Origin of the sequence: Providencia sp. PROV119, assembly GCF_028482435.1 — a bacterium.
Taxonomy (GTDB): Bacteria; Pseudomonadota; Gammaproteobacteria; order Enterobacterales; family Enterobacteriaceae; genus Providencia; species Providencia stuartii.
Map to the genome: position 1 here is coordinate 131053 of NZ_JAMPQL010000007.1, position 17194 is coordinate 148246.

Genomic DNA, 17194 nt, shown 5'->3' on the forward strand with positions numbered 1-17194 from the left:
AGCCTCAGTAGTGAGAGATAACTATGTTTGGTAAAGGTGGTTTGGGCAATTTGATGAAACAAGCCCAACAAATGCAAGAAAAAATGCAGAAAGTTCAGGAAGAAATCGCCAATCTAGAAGCAACAGGCGAATCTGGTGCTGGCCTAGTCAAAGTTACCATCAATGGTTCACATAACTGCCGCCGTGTTGAAATCGATCCGAGTCTTCTTGAAGATGACAAAGAGATGCTAGAAGACTTAATTGCGGCAGCATTTAATGATGCGGCTCGCCGTATCGAAGAAACGCAAAAAGAAAAAATGGCAAGTGTTTCCAGTGGAATGCAATTGCCACCAGGCTTTAAGATGCCGTTCTAATGCAAACAAGTCCGCTTCTTGAGTCATTGATGGAAGCCTTGCGCTGTCTCCCTGGTGTAGGACCAAAGTCAGCGCAGCGTATGGCATTTCATCTGCTTCAGCGTGATCGTAGTGGCGGCATGCGCCTTGCGCAGTCGCTCACTCGAGCCATGTCTGAAATTGGTCATTGTCGCGATTGCCGCACCTTTACAGAACAAGAGGTGTGCAATATTTGTGAAAATCCACGTCGCCAACAAAACGGGTTGATCTGTGTGGTCGAAAGTCCAGCAGATATCTATGCTGTTGAGCAGACAGGGCAATTTTCTGGGCGCTACTTTGTACTGATGGGGCATTTATCACCCCTTGATGGTATTGGGCCGATGGATATTGGGCTTGATAGGCTAGAAGAAAGGTTGTCTTCTGAAACCATTATCGAAGTGATACTTGCGACAAACCCAACTGTAGAAGGTGAAGCGACGGCAAACTATATTGCACAAATGTGTGCCCAATATGGGGTGGCTGCAAGCCGCATTGCGCATGGCGTACCTGTCGGTGGTGAATTAGAAATGGTTGACGGCACAACGCTATCGCATTCACTTGCGGGTCGTCAGCGCCTCTAATTTTTACTCCAAGCTACAGCTTTACAGACTTCCTAACTATCTGAGTCACATACTTAGGTATGCGACTTGGAGTGCGTACGCTTACGGCCCGCTGTAGCTCGCAGCTTCCCGCCTTTCGCCATTCTTTTTTCGCTTTTCGTTAGCTGTTATCTTTATTGTCGTAATGCATTTTTTACCTTAATGAGTTGAATTCCTATTTTTTGCCCCCAATTAAACTCCATCGATAAGTCAAAATTATCCCATTAGATTGATGATATAAGAGGCATTAATGAGTATGAAAGGACAAGAAACTCGTGGGTTCCAATCCGAAGTTAAGCAACTTCTCCAGTTAATGATCCACTCTCTTTACTCAAACAAAGAAATCTTTTTGCGTGAACTTATTTCAAACGCATCTGATGCGGCAGATAAATTACGTTTTCGTGCACTTTCAAAGCCTGAGTTGTATGAAAATGATGGTGAGTTACGTGTTCGTATCAGCGCGAACAAAGAAGATGGCACCCTAACAATTAGCGATAACGGTATCGGTATGAGCCGTGATGAAGTGATTGAGAACTTAGGGACTATCGCTAAATCAGGAACAAAAGCCTTTTTAGAATCTCTGGAAAGCGACCAAGCGAAAGATAGCCAAATGATTGGTCAATTCGGTGTTGGTTTCTATTCTGCATTTATTGTGGCTGATAAAGTGACCGTCCGCAGCCGTGCGGCTGGTGCAGCAGCAGATCAAGGGGTATTTTGGGAATCAGCAGGTGAAGGCGAATACACTATCGCTGATATCGAAAAAGCCGATCGTGGTACGGAAATAACCCTTCATTTACGCGAAGATGAGAAAGAATTTTTAGATAGCTGGCGCTTGCGCTCGGTAATCAGCAAATACTCTGACCATATTGCATTGCCTGTTGAGATTGAAGTTAAGAACGAAGAAGATGGCACTATCACTTGGGAAAAAATTAACCAAGCGAAAGCACTGTGGACGCGTAATAAGTCTGAAATTTCCGATGAGGAATATACCGAGTTTTATAAGCATATCTCTCATGACTATGCAGACCCACTGACTTGGTCTCATAACCGTGTTGAAGGTAAACAAGAGTACACAAGTTTACTGTATATCCCTTCACAAGCCCCGTTTGATTTGTGGAATCGTGAGCAACGCCATGGTTTGAAATTGTATGTTCAGCGCGTCTTTATTATGGATGATGCAGAACAATTTATGCCAAACTATTTACGTTTTGTCCGCGGTGTATTGGATTCAAACGACCTACCACTCAACGTGTCGCGTGAAATTTTACAAGACAGCGCATTGACTCGTAGCCTACGTAGTGCACTCACTAAACGTGTTCTGCAAATGTTAGAAAAATTGGCGAAAAACGACGCAGAAAAATACCAATCTTTCTGGCAACAGTTCGGTTTAGTGATGAAAGAAGGGCCTGCAGAGGATATGAGTAACAGTGAAGCTATCGCTAAACTGTTACGTTTTGCATCAACCCATAACGATAGCAGCGTGCAAAATGTGTCTTTGGAAGAGTATGTTGCTCGCATGGTTGAAGGTCAGGAAAAAATTTATTACATCACTGCTGATAGCTATGCTGCCGCGAAGAGCAGCCCACATTTAGAGCTATTCCGTAAGAAAGGCATTGAAGTATTGCTACTTTCTGATCGTATCGACGAATGGATGATGAACTATCTGTCAGAGTTTGATGGCAAACAGTTCCAATCTGTTAGTAAGGCTGATGAGTCACTAGATAAGCTGGCGGATGAAAACAAAGCTGAGCAAGAAGAAGCTGATAAACAGTTAGAGCCATTTGTTGAGCGAGTAAAAACGTTGCTGGGTGATCGCGTCAAAGAGGTTAAGTTAACGCATCGTTTAACGGATACCCCAGCGATTGTCACGACCAATGCGGATGAAATGAGTACTCAAATGGCGAAACTCTTTGCCGCAGCGGGTCAAACAGCGCCAGAAGTTAAATACAACTTTGAACTGAACCCTTCACACCCATTGGTTAAAAAAGCATCTGAAATAACGGATGAAGCGCTGTTTGCAGATTGGGTTAATGTGTTACTTGATCAAGCGCTATTCGCTGAACGCGGTACCTTAGAAGATCCAAACTTATTTATCCGCAAAATCAATGAATTATTAATGAAATAATGAGATAATTGATTTTCGTTTTTGAACAAAAACCACGTTTTAGCGGGCGCTTTAGCGTGGTTTTTTTCTTTTGCGAAAGAAGTTAAATGCGAAAACGTTTACGTGTCTTCTTGAGTAAAGCGGCATGCTAATGGTATGGTATCTTGTTTTCTTTTCAAATTATAAAAAACTAAATAGCAAGGGGTTTACGCAATGCGTATTATTTTGCTCGGTGCTCCAGGCGCCGGTAAGGGCACTCAAGCTCAATTTATTATGGAGAAATTTGGTGTCCCACAAATTTCAACTGGCGATATGTTACGTGCAGCAGTTAAAGCAGGTAGTGAGCTAGGTTTAAAAGCAAAAGAGCTAATGGACAATGGTAAATTAGTGACTGATGAGTTAGTGATTGCATTGGTTAAAGAGCGTATCAAACAAGATGACTGCCGCAATGGTTTCTTGTTGGATGGGTTCCCACGTACCATTCCTCAAGCAGACGCGATGAAAGAAGCAGGCATTAATGTCGATTTCGTATTAGAATTCGATGTGCCTGATGAAATCATTGTTGAACGTATTATTGGTCGCCGTGTGCATGCGCCATCAGGTCGTGTTTATCATGTGACATTTAACCCACCTAAAGTTGAAAACAAAGATGATGTCACTGGTGAAGAGCTGACTATCCGTAAAGATGACCAAGAAGACACCGTGCGTAAGCGTCTGGTTGAATACCATGACTTAACAGCACCTTTGGTTGCTTACTATCAAAAAGAAGCTGATGCGGGTAACACCAAATACTTCAAAATCGATGGTACACGCAAGGTCACTGAAGTGAGTGAAGAATTAGCGAAGATCCTTGGCTAATATTCAACAATAGTTATCAACAAAGGCAGCGATTATCGCTGCCTTTGCTTTTCAAGCATTAGAAAACAATAAAAGACAATATTTTGTGATATAAAGTTGGGAATAATTATCATTAAGGAGTAATTACCATGTCAAAAAGTCAATACGGCATTTTATTGGTTAACTTAGGAACCCCTGATTCCCCAACAACCCCAGCAGTGAAACGTTACCTTGCAGAGTTTTTAAGCGATGTACGAGTGATTGATGTTTCACGTGCGATTTGGAAGCCTATTTTATACGGTATTGTCTTGCCATTTCGCTCACCAAAAGTGGCTAAACTCTATCAATCGATTTGGACAGAAGAGGGGTCACCCTTACTTGCTTACACGCTACGTCAGAAAGCAAAGCTATCAGCTTGTTTTCCTGAGATCCCAATGGAAGTTGGGATGAGCTATGGTTCACCATCATTGAAAAGTGCAATTGATTCATTAATGAGCCAAGGTGTGACAGAGTTGATTGTGCTACCTTTATATCCACAATACTCTTGTTCAACCACCGCCGCAGTTTATGATGGGATCTCGGCAATTTTCCGCCAAATGCGCACGATACCGTCCTTACATTTTATTCGTAGCTATGCGACGCATCCTGCCTACATTCAAGGGTTGGTCAATTCCATAGAGCAAAGTTTTGAGCAGCACGGGGAGCCTGATCGATTAATACTGTCATTTCACGGTATTCCTAAACGCTATGCAGACACTGGGGATATTTACCCTCAAGAGTGTGAAGCAACGACACGTTTAGTCAAAGAAGCCTTGAATTTCCCAGCAGAGAGAGTATTGATGACCTATCAATCTCGGTTTGGGAGAGAGCCGTGGTTAACCCCTTATACTGATGAAACGATGAAGCAATTACCCTCACAAGGTGTAAAGTCAGTACAAGTTATTTGCCCCGGATTTTCAGCGGATTGCTTAGAGACACTAGAAGAAATTAGTGAGCAAAATCAACACTTTTTCAAAAGTCAGGGCGGAGAATCGTATCATTATATCCCTGCGTTGAATGATAATGATGATAGTATTAACTTATTTAAATTACTTATTACTAGTACAATAAATACAATCTAAAGTTGTAATTGATATTAAATATGGCGTTAATCGATATATCATAAGTATCAAAATTCACTATACTAGTTAATATAAAAAGTTAATTTATTGTTAATATTTGTATTTTATTGGAACTGATATGAGCACTGATAGAGAGTCACCGGATGGCAAAACCGCAAAAGGAAAGCAAGTCTCACCATTTAACTCACAGCAAAGCGATGAAATCGATTTGATGGCTTTATTCGCTGTTTTATTAAGGAATAAGCTTCTTATTATCGTTATTACTGTTGTTATCACGCTTATCAGTATATTTGTGGTATTTCAGTTGCCTCAAAAGTGGAGCAGTACGGCTGTTGTCATCCCACCTTCTTCTGAGGAAATTAAAGATATCAATACATTGAGCGCGCAGTTGAGTGTGCTCGATGTTAAGATTGATTTATCGGCACAGCAGATCTTTAATGCCTTTATTGACCAGTATCGTTCGAAAGTTAACCAAGAAGCTTATGTTCGGAGTACCAATTACTTCAAAAAGTTGTCAGAGCAAGTGAATTCTACAGATAAAGAAAATGAGCAGCAGCGGCTAGTCAATACTATTATTTCGAATAATATCGGCCTTAAGGACCAGTCAAAAGAGAAAAACAGTACCTCTAGCGACATCATACTGACTTTTGTGGCGCCAACACCTTCTGAGGCCCAAGACTTACTGTCTGGTTATGTTCGCTATACGGCAACTAAGGTCAGAGAGCAGTTTAAGAAAGATATTCAAAATGCGATTGCACAGCAATTGGTCTATGCTAATGAAACTTTTAAGCAAGAAGTGACAAAGATCCGTTCTGAATATGATGTAAAAGTTGAAAGGTTAAAACGTGCTATTGATATTGCAAAAGCAGCGGGTGTGCGCAAGCCCATTGTTAGTGATTCGGCAATCATTAGTGATGACCCCGATTACCCTATTGCATTAGGTACGGAAGCTCTTGAGAAGAAGTTAGCGATTGAATTACAAAACCGTGATATCGCTCTGTTGAATGAAGACCTACAAATTCGCCAACATTACATTAAAAATCTATCAGAGCTTGATATTGATACCCTTGACTTTATCCCTGCTAAATTTATGTTAGCGCCGGATCTACCCACTCAAAAAGATTCACCTAAATCAGTATTGATTATCATGCTGAGCGCTATTTTAGGCTTTATTCTGAGTTGTGCTTATGTACTGTCGCGCGAGCTATATCGCGACTATCACAAGAATAATAGCTAACTAAAAGGTGTTATTGATGTAAGCCAGCGCCTTTGTCTAAGGTGCTGGTTTGCATTTATCGTGCTAGAATAGTGCCATGTATACTCTCTAATTTATCCATTATGAAATTCCCCGGTCAACGTAAATCAAAGCACTACTTTCCTGTTAGCCTCAGAGACCCGCTGTTACAGCCTATTAAAGAGCGTTTAGATGATGGCGAAAACTGCCAATCTTATATTGTCGGTATCGATCAAACACTGGTCGATATTGAAGCTAAAGTCGACGATGCATTCATTGAACGCTATCAACTCAGTAAAGGTCACTCTTTAGTGATTGAAGATGATGTTGCAGAGGCTTTATATAAAGAGCTAACCAGTAACGCATTAATCACACATGAGTATGCTGGGGGAACCATCGGGAATACGCTGCATAACTACTCCGTGCTGGCGGATGATCGCTCGGTGTTATTGGGAACGATGTGCAATAACATTCAAATTGGAAGCTACTCTTATCGCTATTTATGCCATACATCGAGCCGCATGGATCTCAACTATTTACAAGGGGTCGATGGGCCAATTGGTCGCTGCTTTACCCTTATTGCTGAAAACGGTGAGAGAACCTTCGCGATTAGCCCAGGGCATATGAATCGTCTACGCCCTGAAAGTATCCCAGAAGAGATTATTGCTGGCGCTTCGGCGTTAGTTTTGACCGCTTATTTGGTTCGTTGCAAGCCCGGTGAAACCATGCCAGAAGCCACGATGCAGGCGATTAGCTATGCTAAAAAGCATAATGTTCCCGTTGTATTAACACTCGGTACTAAGTTCGTGATAGCGCAAGACCCCCAGTTTTGGCGTGATTTTCTGGCTGAGCATGTCTCTGTTGTCGCGATGAATGAAGATGAGGCGCTAGAGCTAACAGGGTGTAATGACCCGTTGTTAGCTTCGGATATGGCTCTAAATTGGGTCGATCTTGTGCTGTGTACGGCGGGGCCATCAGGGCTATATATGGCAGGTTATACGGAAGAAGCATTTAAACGCACCACCCAACACCCATTATTACCGGGCGCTATTCCTGAATTTAACCTCTATGAATTTAGCCGCGCAATGCGTCAGCAAGATTGTGAAGTTCCTATGCGCATATACTCTCATATTGAGCCTTATATGGGGGGACCTGAAAAGATCATGAATACTAATGGTGCAGGAGATGGCGCGTTATCCGCATTGCTACACGATATCACCGCAAACTCCTATCATCGCTTCAATGTGCCTAATTCCAGTAAGCATACGCGCCAATATCTAACTTACTCTTCGCTTGCTCAAGTGTGCAAATATGCAAACCGCGTGAGCTATCAAGTCTTGACTCAACATTCGCCGCGTTTAACGCGTGGCCTACCTGAAAAAGAAGACAGCTTAGAAGAGTCCTATTGGGAGCGTTAATACGCAAGCCTTTGCATAATGCCTCATTGTTTGAGCAAAACAGTGGGGTATTTTTTTACCTCAATGCCAGAAAAAAATTCCCCCACATCGTGGGGGAAGAGGACACAAAAAATATCATCAATAATGGTTTAGGCGGGGATGAGTATAACGACTTATCTATGCTAAAAAGTGGAGAAAATGTGAATCTATTTATTATTAATTATTCTATTTTAGAATTTTTAATAGTGAAAAATCGCATATTAGTCGGGGGCGAACAGTTCACGCTCTCTCAGTAAACCAGTCATGATTGTAAAGAGTAAGCTGCATCCCTGATACAGGGATTAACACAACAGAATTACCAGATAAACAAAGGGAAGCCGAAGCTTCCCTTAAATGTGTTTTAATGAGAGGGTTTTAGATATTCATCTAGACTTTTACCTTCACCGGCTGTGGGAGAAGGGTCATCATCCATTGAGCAACCATACTCAGTGACATCATTACACATAAAAGTTGCCATCGCTTTAGCAATTTCATGTTCACCAATAATAATATGCTCAGCACCACGCTCTTTAATAAAGCTGACTTCATCATCGTAGTGCGCGCGAACAATCACTGTGATATCTGGGTTTAGCTCTTTAGCATGCGCGACGATTTCACCTGCTTCATAACCATTTGGAATGGTAAGAAGCAGCGTTTTTGCACACTCAATACGAGCAAGGCTGATGATATCTCTATTAGCACCGTTACCTAAAATAGCACTGAACCCGTTTTCTGCTAGCTCCTCAAATTTAGCGCGAGTATCTTCAACCACGACTAATGGGATATCACGTCTACGCAGTTTATCTGCCAGCATAGTTCCTACACGACCGTAACCAACGATAATTGCATGGCCACAAATATCGACAGGAATTTGAGTTTCTTCTTCCAAAGTCTCTTCGAGTAACTGCTCTTCGGCGGTTTCGGTCTTCTCTAAGTACTTATCCAATAAGCTGAACAGCACTGGGTTAAGCATAATAGAGACAATGGCACCGGCTAACACAAGGTTTTGCGCCTCTTTATCCATCACGCCAAGCGCCATTCCCATCCCCGCTAAAATAAAGGCAAACTCACCGATTTGGGCAAGGCTGACAGAGATGGTTAATGCGGTTCGCCGCGAGTGACCAAATAAACGCACAAGCACCAACGCTGCGGCGGATTTACCCACAATGATAATAGCGAGAACAGCAATCACACCTAATGGGTGATCAATAATGACCACAGGGTCAAATAGCATACCAACAGACACAAAGAATAGAACAGCAAACGCATCTCTGAGCGGTAATGTGTCTTGTGCTGCACGGTGGCTTAGTTCTGACTCATTTAATACCATACCAGCAAAGAACGCGCCAAGAGCGAAGGAGGCATCAAATAAGGCGACAGCCGCATAGGCGATACCTAATGCAAGTGCCAATACAGCCAATGTAAACAGTTCACGAGAGCCGGTGGATGCGGTGCGCGATAAAATCCAAGGTATGACTCTGCGGCCAATCACTATCATGAGGATAATGAAGGCGACAACTTTACCTATTGTCCATGCAAGACCGATGAGTAACTCACTTAAGCTGGCTTGCTCTGAATTCATAATCGCGGCGGCGGCTGGCAGTAGTACCAGTGTTAATACCATTGCCAGATCTTCAACAATCAACCAGCCGATAGCAATTTTACCGCGTTGGCTGTCAATCAGTTGCCGCTCTTCTAAGGCGCGAAGTAACACTACGGTACTGGCTGTGGATAAACAGAGGCCGAAAACAATCCCTGAAAAGGTTCCCCAACCAAAAAGGGTGGAAAGGCCTAAACCTAACAGTGTAGCAACCGCAATTTGTGCAATAGCACCGGGAATGGCGATGGTTTTAACCGCCATAAGATCTTTAAGCGAAAAGTGTAACCCAACGCCAAACATCAGTAGGATAACACCTATCTCAGCGAGTTCAGGTGCAAGTGTTGTATCGGCAACAAAACCAGGTGTAAAAGGACCGGCCAAGACTCCAGCCGCAAGATACCCTACTAGAGGGGAAATTTTTAATCGCTGAGCGATCATACCTAACAAATATGCAAGGGCGAGACCACCAACAATGGTTGTGATTAAGGGCGTAGAATGCTCCATTTAGTCTCCTTTTATTAATTTGAATTTTTAGGAATAAAATTCCCGTATTTTGGAATGCGCTTTGCATATAATTCTATTTTATCGTTATTTGAGAAAAATTTCCTTAAAAAATTTCAATGTTTTTCAAATAAAAGTACTGTATTAGTGCTAAATCGTTACAAAGATGTCATTTTTATGATTTTTTATTGAATTTTAAGTGGGATATAGAAGGAAATGCCCATACTTATTTTTCAATAAGTATGGGTGAAATAAAGAGAAATGGTTATTTTTGTTCTAAATTTGGTAGTAGTACAGTAAAAATTCCTAATAATGGTAGAAAAGCACAATATTGATAAACTTGTTCAATACTGGTCTTATCGGCAATCTGCCCTAGCACTGCCGCTCCAACGCCTCCCATACCAAATGCTAATCCAAAAAATAGCCCTGAAATCATGCCTGTTTTACCGGGGATGAGATCTTGTGCGTAGACTAAAATGGCTGAAAATGCAGAAGCTAATATTAATCCGATAATAACGGTCAAAATACTGGTCCAGTACAGGGAAGCATGCGGTAGCATTAGCGTGAAAGGCGCAACGCCTAAAATAGAAAACCAAATAACATATTTGCGCCCGATCTTATCGCCAACAGGCCCACCAATCATGGTTCCTGCTGCGACGGCAAAGAGAAAAATAAACAGATGGAACTGGGCGTTTTGTACACTAACACCAAATTTATCAATGAGATAAAAGGTATAATAGCTACTAATGCTGGCTAGATAAAAGTACTTGGAAAAAATTAAAATCAGCAATATCGTCAATGAGCCAATCACCGCTTTACGTGGTAGTACTTTGACTTCCACGTGACGAACTGGTTTTTTGCTGGTGGTGCGATGCTGTTGCTTATACCAACGGCTCACTTGCAATAAAACCACAATAGCTAATAAGGCCGCCAGAGAGAACCAGCCAACGTTCCCTTTACCATATGGCTCAATGATGAGTGCCGCGAGTAGCGGGCCTAATGAGGAACCTAAATTTCCACCGACTTGGAAGAACGATTGTGCAAGGCCATGTCGCCCCCCTGATGCCATACGCGCAACGCGAGATGATTCAGGATGGAATACGGAAGAGCCTGTTCCTACCAGCGCAGCAGCAAGCAAAATAACCGGGAAGGTTTCCGCCATAGCGAGTAGCAACAAACCTGTTAGCGTAAAGCCCATTCCTATTGGGAGTGAATAAGGTTGTGGATGTTTGTCAGTATAATAGCCAATGATTGGTTGTAGTAGTGATGCCGTAATTTGGTAAGTCAACGTGATCAAACCAACCTGTGCAAAACTTAATGAAAAGTCGGATTGCAATAACGGATAAATAGCTAATATCAAAGACTGGATCATATCATTCAGTAAATGAGAGAAGCTAATTGCGGTTAGAATACTGAAAACGGTTTTGCCTGTTTTGCTGATAGGCTTTGATGGTGCGGTATTGCTAGAACTTGTTGTTTGGTCGCTCATAGTTAGTAACTTCTAGTTGTGTTGCACAATTGTTATCAATATAGCGTATTTGTAATTTATTTGAACTAATAAATATCACGATAAAAAAAGTCACTCGTGTCATTATTTTGATTGATGTCTCACTTTAATGAAACAAGCATCATTTTATGCACTGGTTATCTAATTATGATCGCGGTTTTGTGCTATATACTCATCATACTTCAACGTGTGGTGCTACTGACGGCGCTCATTCGTATGAGACACAGCCTGCCTTATATTTCTATGGTAATACGTCCGTGACGTATCTTAAATGATATAGAGTATAAGATAGGCGGTGATATTAAACTTATTATCTACTTATACCGCACAAAATTCCTATATCGGCAGGGAGAAAGAGATGAAATTAACCTTTAAAGCATCGGTATGCGCATTAACGGTATCTTTAGCACTGTTGCCTATCGCACAGGCAAATGCTTGGGAAAAAGATAAAACCTATAACATCACCATTTTGCATACTAATGACCATCATGGTCACTTCTGGCATAACGATCACGGTGAGTATGGCTTAGCGGCTCAAAAAACGGTGGTTGATGAAATCCGTGATGAAGTTGCGAAACAAGGTGGAAGCCTATTGCTGCTTTCTGGTGGTGATATCAATACAGGTGTACCTGAATCTGACTTGCAAGATGCAGAGCCTGATTTTAAAGGGATGAACTTAGTCGGTTATGATGCGATGGCATTAGGTAACCATGAGTTTGATAATCCGCTTGAAGTGTTACGTACCCAAGAAAAATGGGCTAATTTCCCATTCTTATCTGCCAACATTTACCAAACTAGCACCGGTAAACGCTTGTTCAAGCCTTATCAAATTTTTGATAAGCAAGGCGTCAAAATCGCCGTATTAGGATTGACCACGGACGATACAGCGAAACTCGGCAATCCAGCTAATTTCCCAGACGTGGAATTTAGAACGCCATCGGTAGAGGCGAAAAAAGTGATTGAAGAGCTGCGTGAGACTGAAAAGCCAGACATTATTATTGCAGCCACCCATATGGGGCACTACGATGACGGTCAACATGGTTCGAATGCACCGGGTGATGTTGAAATGGCGCGTAGTTTACCTGCTGGATATTTAGATATGATAGTAGGTGGTCACTCACAAGATCCCGTTTGTATGTCTGCGGAGAATAAAAACTATAAACAAGTCGACTATGTGCCGGGAACACCTTGTGCACCTGATAATCAAAATGGCACTTGGATCGTTCAAGCCCATGAATGGGGGAAATATGTCGGTCGCGCAGATTTCGAATTTAAAAATGGTAAGTTCACACTGAAACATTACCAATTGATCCCTATCAACTTGAAAAAGAAAGTGACTAAAGAAGATGGCACCACTGAGCGTGTCTATTACACTCAAGAAATTGCGCACAACCCAGAAATGATGAAGTTACTGACACCTTATCAAGAGAAAGGGGGTGAGCAGCTGAATGTTAAAGTTGGCTCTGTTGAAGGCAAACTCGAAGGCGACCGTAGTAAAGTTCGTTTTGTGCAAACTAACATGGGGCGTCTCTTGTTAGCGGCACAAAAAGAGCGTGCAGGTGCTGATTTTGCAATTATGAGTGGCGGCGGTGTCCGTGATTCGATTGAGAGCGGTGATATTACATATAAAGATGTTTTAAAGGTACAGCCATTTACGAATGAATTAGTGTATGTTGACTTCAAAGGCAGCGAAGTGCTTCCATATTTGCAGGCTGCTGCGAACATGAAACCTGATTCAGGCGCTTACGCACAGTTTTATAATGTCAGCTTGACTGTTAATCCGGATGGTAGCATCAGTGACGTGAAAATTGATGGTAAGCCAGTTGATCCTGAAAAAACTTACCGTATGGCAACACTGAATTTTAATGCTATAGGCGGTGATGGCTATCCGAAAATCGATAATCATCCTAACTACGTCAATACAGGGTTTGTCGATGCAGAAGTGTTGAAAGGCTATATTGAAAAACATTCACCACTAAAAGCGGCAGACTATGAACCAAAAGGCGAAATTGTTTATAAAAAATAATGCCCAAGTCGCCTATTAATAACATTTCAATAGGCGAGTGAACTGCTTACAAGGCCTGATCCCAGACAGTAACTGGGGTCAGGCCTTTTCGTTTGCTTTCATACTTTCATCTGCTTGCAATAGGCGAGTTATTGCCGTGTGCAAATGGGGGATAAAATCTTTTTTAGAGTAAGTCGCGAACTGGATTTGCGCCATAAAAAAGGGTAATTGATGCGCTAAGGCGGGATATTTATTGTGTAGCCGAGTGATATGTTCATCTAATGTATCTGGCCAGTCGGTGTCGTTAGGCGTCCGTAAAATATTTGTAGAGCGGATAAGTTTCTTAGAAGCTTCTTTGGATAATTTTAAGAACGTTGCCTGATCATCCGTACTTGCCATTTTCTGAATGTAATCTAAGAGAGTGGTGTGATAATCACCATTGACGGCTAAGGCGATGGCCCTTGATGGGCGGAATAGGGGAAAATATCGGGAAAGGTCGTCACCATAAATGATACGGCAATGGTGCTTTAGCCAGTATCCCCAACTGTTGGTGTTATTCGGTGACAGCACCTCCTGTTGACTGGCTATATCGAAATCCACCTTTGGAACAATAGGGTAAAGTCGAAGGCTATTTTCGCCTATCTTGCTGAGCGCTAAAGCCTCTGTGTTATCAATATTGCCGTGAAAAATAACACAGAGATCCAGATCGGATTTAGGAGGAGTAGCTTTGCCACGTGCAACGCTACCATAAATAAAAATACTGCAAATTCTATCGCCATACTGAGCGAGTAGTTGTGATTGAACAGATGTGAGTAGTTCTTGATATCTCGCGGGTATAGGTTGCTTTTTTAATGTGCAGATATAGCCATTTTCATCAACTGCCATTTTTGAGTACCTTTTTCATGATGAAGATTGCAGTAACAAGGAGCGTTTTATTCCCCCTTTATCTCGAGAAATCTATTTTGTGATCTGACCAAAAATAACGTAAATCCAGCAAGTTAACAAATGCCGTTGGTTAAGCTTACTAATTTTGCACCTTGAAAGAGGTCATCTACGGTATGTCTTTATGATCGATCACGGAAGCAGGCTCCGGTGGTGCACCAAGGATAACATTAGGCCAGCGCAATACAGCGGCTGACGCTTCTGTTTGTCCTCCGTAGGCGTATAACAGCATAATGCCGCCGGGCTTAATCGATTTTTGTATCGCTGCGGTATACAGATGGATCGGCATCATGGCGGGGCCATTGTAAGCAAATTGAGGAAATGTATTGATGACCCGTTTGGGTTCGATCCCCAATACATTAGCGGAAAACTCGGCATGCCAAGCTGTCGGGGCATTGAGTGCGACACAATCGATATCGTTAATAGAGAGTTTTGCTTTGGCTAATGCGCCTTTTACGGTCTGTTTAAGGTAATATTCCGCTGTTGAACGTAGCACGTGGGTTACTGGCTTATTGAAACTGAGGCGGATATGTTGCGCTGTTGGCGAATATTGGTCTTCGACGACCTTAAAGCACCAAGTGCCACATGTTTCACCAAGGTGTAACGATTTAGAGCCCAGCAGGCCATATCCTTCTTTAACAGGGCCTACGATGAAGGCGGTGGATGCGTCACCATGAAAACGCATGGCGGCATTGTCGTCGTCAAGTGCCCGAGAGAATAGTGCTGTGGCAATGACTAATACCTTGTTATTTAAGCCGCTGCTTACCAAGCCACAAGCTGTTAGTAATGCTGACATCGAGCTATTACAGGTTGCCCCAATATTAAAGGCGCCACCACCGATACCGAGTGCCTGTGCGATATAGCCTGCATCACCACAACCAATATGGTCATCAAACATGGAAGTGACAATGAGGCAATCTATATCACTAGCGGCGACTTTTGCGGCTGATAACACCTTGGTTGCTGCTTTGATCCCGAGTGAGGAAGCGCTTTCATGATTGACCACGACTCTGCGCTCGACACTGCCTAAAAAGGGATCGGATAGATAAGGTTGCATGGCTTTATCATAAAGAGACAGGTGTTGGTGAGTTGAAAATTTAGGTGAATGAGAAGAGGTGATGGCCTCTTTATCCCACCATGCATTAGTGCGTAAACCTTCTGGTAAATGAATGGCAACAGCTTGAATTCCAACTGATAACATAGGTTCTCCTTACATGGTTTCTATGATGATGCCAAATGCATTGAGTGTTCATAACATTCATCGCAAATAAAACAGAAACGGTTTTTAACCTTTAGGAGTCTGTTTGAGTTGTTACTATTAATACGGATATAAATTATTATTTTATTTATACGGTAAATAATAATTTTTGGATTTTTAAATGTAATATAAAAATAAATATTAATTTATAATTTTCATAATTCAAGCTGGTAGCATATAAAAATATGCTTATATATCAATCAATTTAATAAAGGTGCTCATTTATTTTAGATGATGACTATTTTATAAAGTTATGATAAATCGACTGGCTTATGACTTATAAATAATAAAGCATAAACCAGTATGATGAATTGATAGTGTAAGGGAAATGAGAGTATTATCGATAACAACGCTCAGGGGTTTTACACTTTCTTTATTTCAGCAAATGTTGCATTGAGAACGCGAGCTAAATCCTGTGGCGCTATTTCAATGTCTAACCCTCTTTTACCGCCAGAAATAAAGATGGTGGAAAATTGTTGCGCTTGGCTATCGATAACGGTAGGCAGACGTTTTTTCTGCCCTAGTGGGCTTATCCCTCCAACTAAATAACCTGTTGTTTTTTGTGCTATCTGTGGGTCGGCCATTTCAACTTTTTTGGTTTTGAAAACCTTAGCAACCAGTTTTAAATCTAACTGCCCTGATACAGGGGTTACTGCGACCGCTAACGTTTTTTGATCACCATTAAGTGCAATAAGTAGCGTTTTGAAAACTTGTTTAGCATCTAAACCGAGTTTGCTCACTGCTTCATTACCAAAATCATGCACATTAGGATCATGATCATAAGGGTGGAGCGTGAAGTTTATTTTTTGTTTTTCAAGTAACTTTACAGCGGGAGTCATGTTTTTACCTGTTTTGTATTCAATTTCGTAGATAACTAACTAAACTATCATCACCAAATAAATGTAAAGCACCAACGGTAACCACATAATTACCATCAGGTAATGCCTTTAGCTTGCTACTCCAATCTTGGTTACGTTGTTCCATGAGAACACGATAAACATCATCACTGAATGTTTTAGGTAATGTGACACGGTTATGGGGTTGGTAATCAAGCCACCAGCTTATCATGGTCTGTAATGAACGGGCATTAGCGCGCCAGTGCTCTAACGTATCTTGTAATAAAGGTAAGCCTTCTTGGGGCAAGTTTAATAATAGCTCGACTTGCGCATCAGTACCTTCCAACTCGATGATTTTCATCCGCTGAGATTGTGCATTACGGAGTAATTGGTAATCAATCCCATAGTGCCCGTGTAGTCCTAACCCTTGAGCTTGGGTGGATTGTAAAATTAGGGCGACTTGCCATGAGGGTAACGCATCAAATTGGCTTGGATTTTGATGTATTTCTTGGCAGCAACTTTGCAGTCGTTGATATTCGTCAGTGCTTAGGCGATCTTGTAGGGGGGCACGAAGAGCATTATCGGTTATAAAGGGGGAGCGGGTATCCGTGATGTCGGCTTCAACAATCAGGGCATCGGCTCGGTTGAGTTTATCGAGAAGAATGTCAGAAAGTGGAAACATGTTTTCAGTTCCCATATGAATACTACCAACAATATGCAGCTTAAGATTTTTTGATAAGCGAACATCAATAGCTGGATAAGGGTAGACGGGAGCTGCTTCTGTATGTAACCAGTTTTTTAAGTTTTCGAGCAGCTTGGCCATTTCACTTTCCTACGTTTTAG

Annotated in this window: 14 protein-coding genes; 8 read left to right on the top strand and 6 right to left on the bottom strand. The window is 41.9% G+C overall.

Features of this window, described 5'->3' with window-relative positions:
* The first annotated feature begins 23 nt into the window (after positions 1 to 23).
* The 7 genes from PSF11_RS08435 to PSF11_RS08465 all read left to right on the top strand — a co-directional run bounded on the left by PSF11_RS08435 (position 24) and on the right by PSF11_RS08465 (position 7684).
* On the top strand, positions 24 to 353 hold the full coding sequence (locus tag PSF11_RS08435; RefSeq protein WP_004922433.1) for a YbaB/EbfC family nucleoid-associated protein: 330 nt from the start codon (positions 24 to 26) through the stop codon (positions 351 to 353).
* Positions 353 to 952 (top strand): recombination mediator RecR, encoded by a 600-nt coding sequence (gene recR, locus PSF11_RS08440; RefSeq protein ID WP_004922431.1) that lies wholly within the window; start codon positions 353 to 355, stop codon positions 950 to 952. The genes PSF11_RS08435 and recR overlap by 1 nt, the downstream gene beginning before the upstream one ends.
* A 268-nt stretch (positions 953 to 1220) precedes the next feature.
* On the top strand, positions 1221 to 3095 hold the full coding sequence (gene htpG, locus PSF11_RS08445) for a molecular chaperone HtpG (protein ID WP_272682754.1): 1875 nt from the start codon (positions 1221 to 1223) through the stop codon (positions 3093 to 3095).
* 192 nt (positions 3096 to 3287) lie between these two features.
* Positions 3288 to 3932: an adenylate kinase gene (adk, locus tag PSF11_RS08450; RefSeq protein ID WP_072502456.1), complete on the top strand. Its 645-nt coding sequence runs from the start codon at positions 3288 to 3290 to the stop codon at positions 3930 to 3932.
* A 128-nt stretch (positions 3933 to 4060) separates the two neighbouring features.
* Positions 4061 to 5032 carry a ferrochelatase gene (gene hemH, locus PSF11_RS08455; RefSeq protein ID WP_040132310.1) on the top strand — a complete coding sequence of 324 codons (972 nt, stop codon included), beginning with the start codon at positions 4061 to 4063 and terminating at the stop codon, positions 5030 to 5032.
* A 118-nt stretch (positions 5033 to 5150) separates the two neighbouring features.
* The gene (gene wzz(fepE), locus PSF11_RS08460; protein ID WP_004922411.1) at positions 5151 to 6269 is read left to right on the top strand and encodes an LPS O-antigen length regulator Wzz(fepE); all 1119 of its coding nucleotides are present in this window, start codon (positions 5151 to 5153) and stop codon (positions 6267 to 6269) included.
* Positions 6270 to 6370: 101 nt separating this feature from the next.
* Positions 6371 to 7684, top strand: coding sequence for an inosine/guanosine kinase (locus PSF11_RS08465; RefSeq protein WP_004922409.1), 1314 nt, complete (start codon positions 6371 to 6373; stop codon positions 7682 to 7684).
* A gap of 379 nt (positions 7685 to 8063) precedes the next feature.
* Here the strand turns inward: PSF11_RS08465 and ybaL are convergent, their stop codons facing one another.
* Positions 8064 to 9806 carry a YbaL family putative K(+) efflux transporter gene (gene ybaL / locus PSF11_RS08470; RefSeq protein WP_004922404.1) on the bottom strand — a complete coding sequence of 581 codons (1743 nt, stop codon included), beginning with the start codon at positions 9804 to 9806 and terminating at the stop codon, positions 8064 to 8066.
* Between the two features lie 262 nt (positions 9807 to 10068).
* Positions 10069 to 11292, bottom strand: coding sequence for an MFS transporter (locus PSF11_RS08475; protein WP_004922399.1), 1224 nt, complete (start codon positions 11290 to 11292; stop codon positions 10069 to 10071).
* A gap of 376 nt (positions 11293 to 11668) precedes the next feature.
* Here PSF11_RS08475 and ushA point away from each other — a divergent pair, with 376 nt between their 5' ends.
* Entirely contained in the window at positions 11669 to 13336 is a 1668-nt protein-coding gene (gene ushA / locus PSF11_RS08480) for a bifunctional UDP-sugar hydrolase/5'-nucleotidase UshA (RefSeq protein WP_004922398.1), read from the top strand.
* 78 nt (positions 13337 to 13414) lie between these two features.
* On the opposite strand, the gene PSF11_RS08485 is transcribed toward ushA, so the two are convergent.
* From PSF11_RS08485 to PSF11_RS08500, 4 genes are all read right to left on the bottom strand, one after another.
* Positions 13415 to 14200, bottom strand: coding sequence for a nucleotidyltransferase domain-containing protein (locus PSF11_RS08485; protein ID WP_014656548.1), 786 nt, complete (start codon positions 14198 to 14200; stop codon positions 13415 to 13417).
* 166 nt (positions 14201 to 14366) lie between these two features.
* Positions 14367 to 15458, bottom strand: a complete 1092-nt coding sequence (locus tag PSF11_RS08490; RefSeq protein WP_072502455.1) for a 3-oxoacyl-ACP synthase III family protein — start codon at positions 15456 to 15458, stop codon at positions 14367 to 14369.
* Between the two features lie 419 nt (positions 15459 to 15877).
* Positions 15878 to 16354: a Cys-tRNA(Pro)/Cys-tRNA(Cys) deacylase YbaK gene (ybaK, locus tag PSF11_RS08495; RefSeq protein ID WP_004922388.1), complete on the bottom strand. Its 477-nt coding sequence runs from the start codon at positions 16352 to 16354 to the stop codon at positions 15878 to 15880.
* A 19-nt stretch (positions 16355 to 16373) separates the two neighbouring features.
* On the bottom strand, positions 16374 to 17174 hold the full coding sequence (locus tag PSF11_RS08500) for a TraB/GumN family protein (protein WP_004922384.1): 801 nt from the start codon (positions 17172 to 17174) through the stop codon (positions 16374 to 16376).
* Between the last annotated feature and the right edge of the window lie 20 nt (positions 17175 to 17194).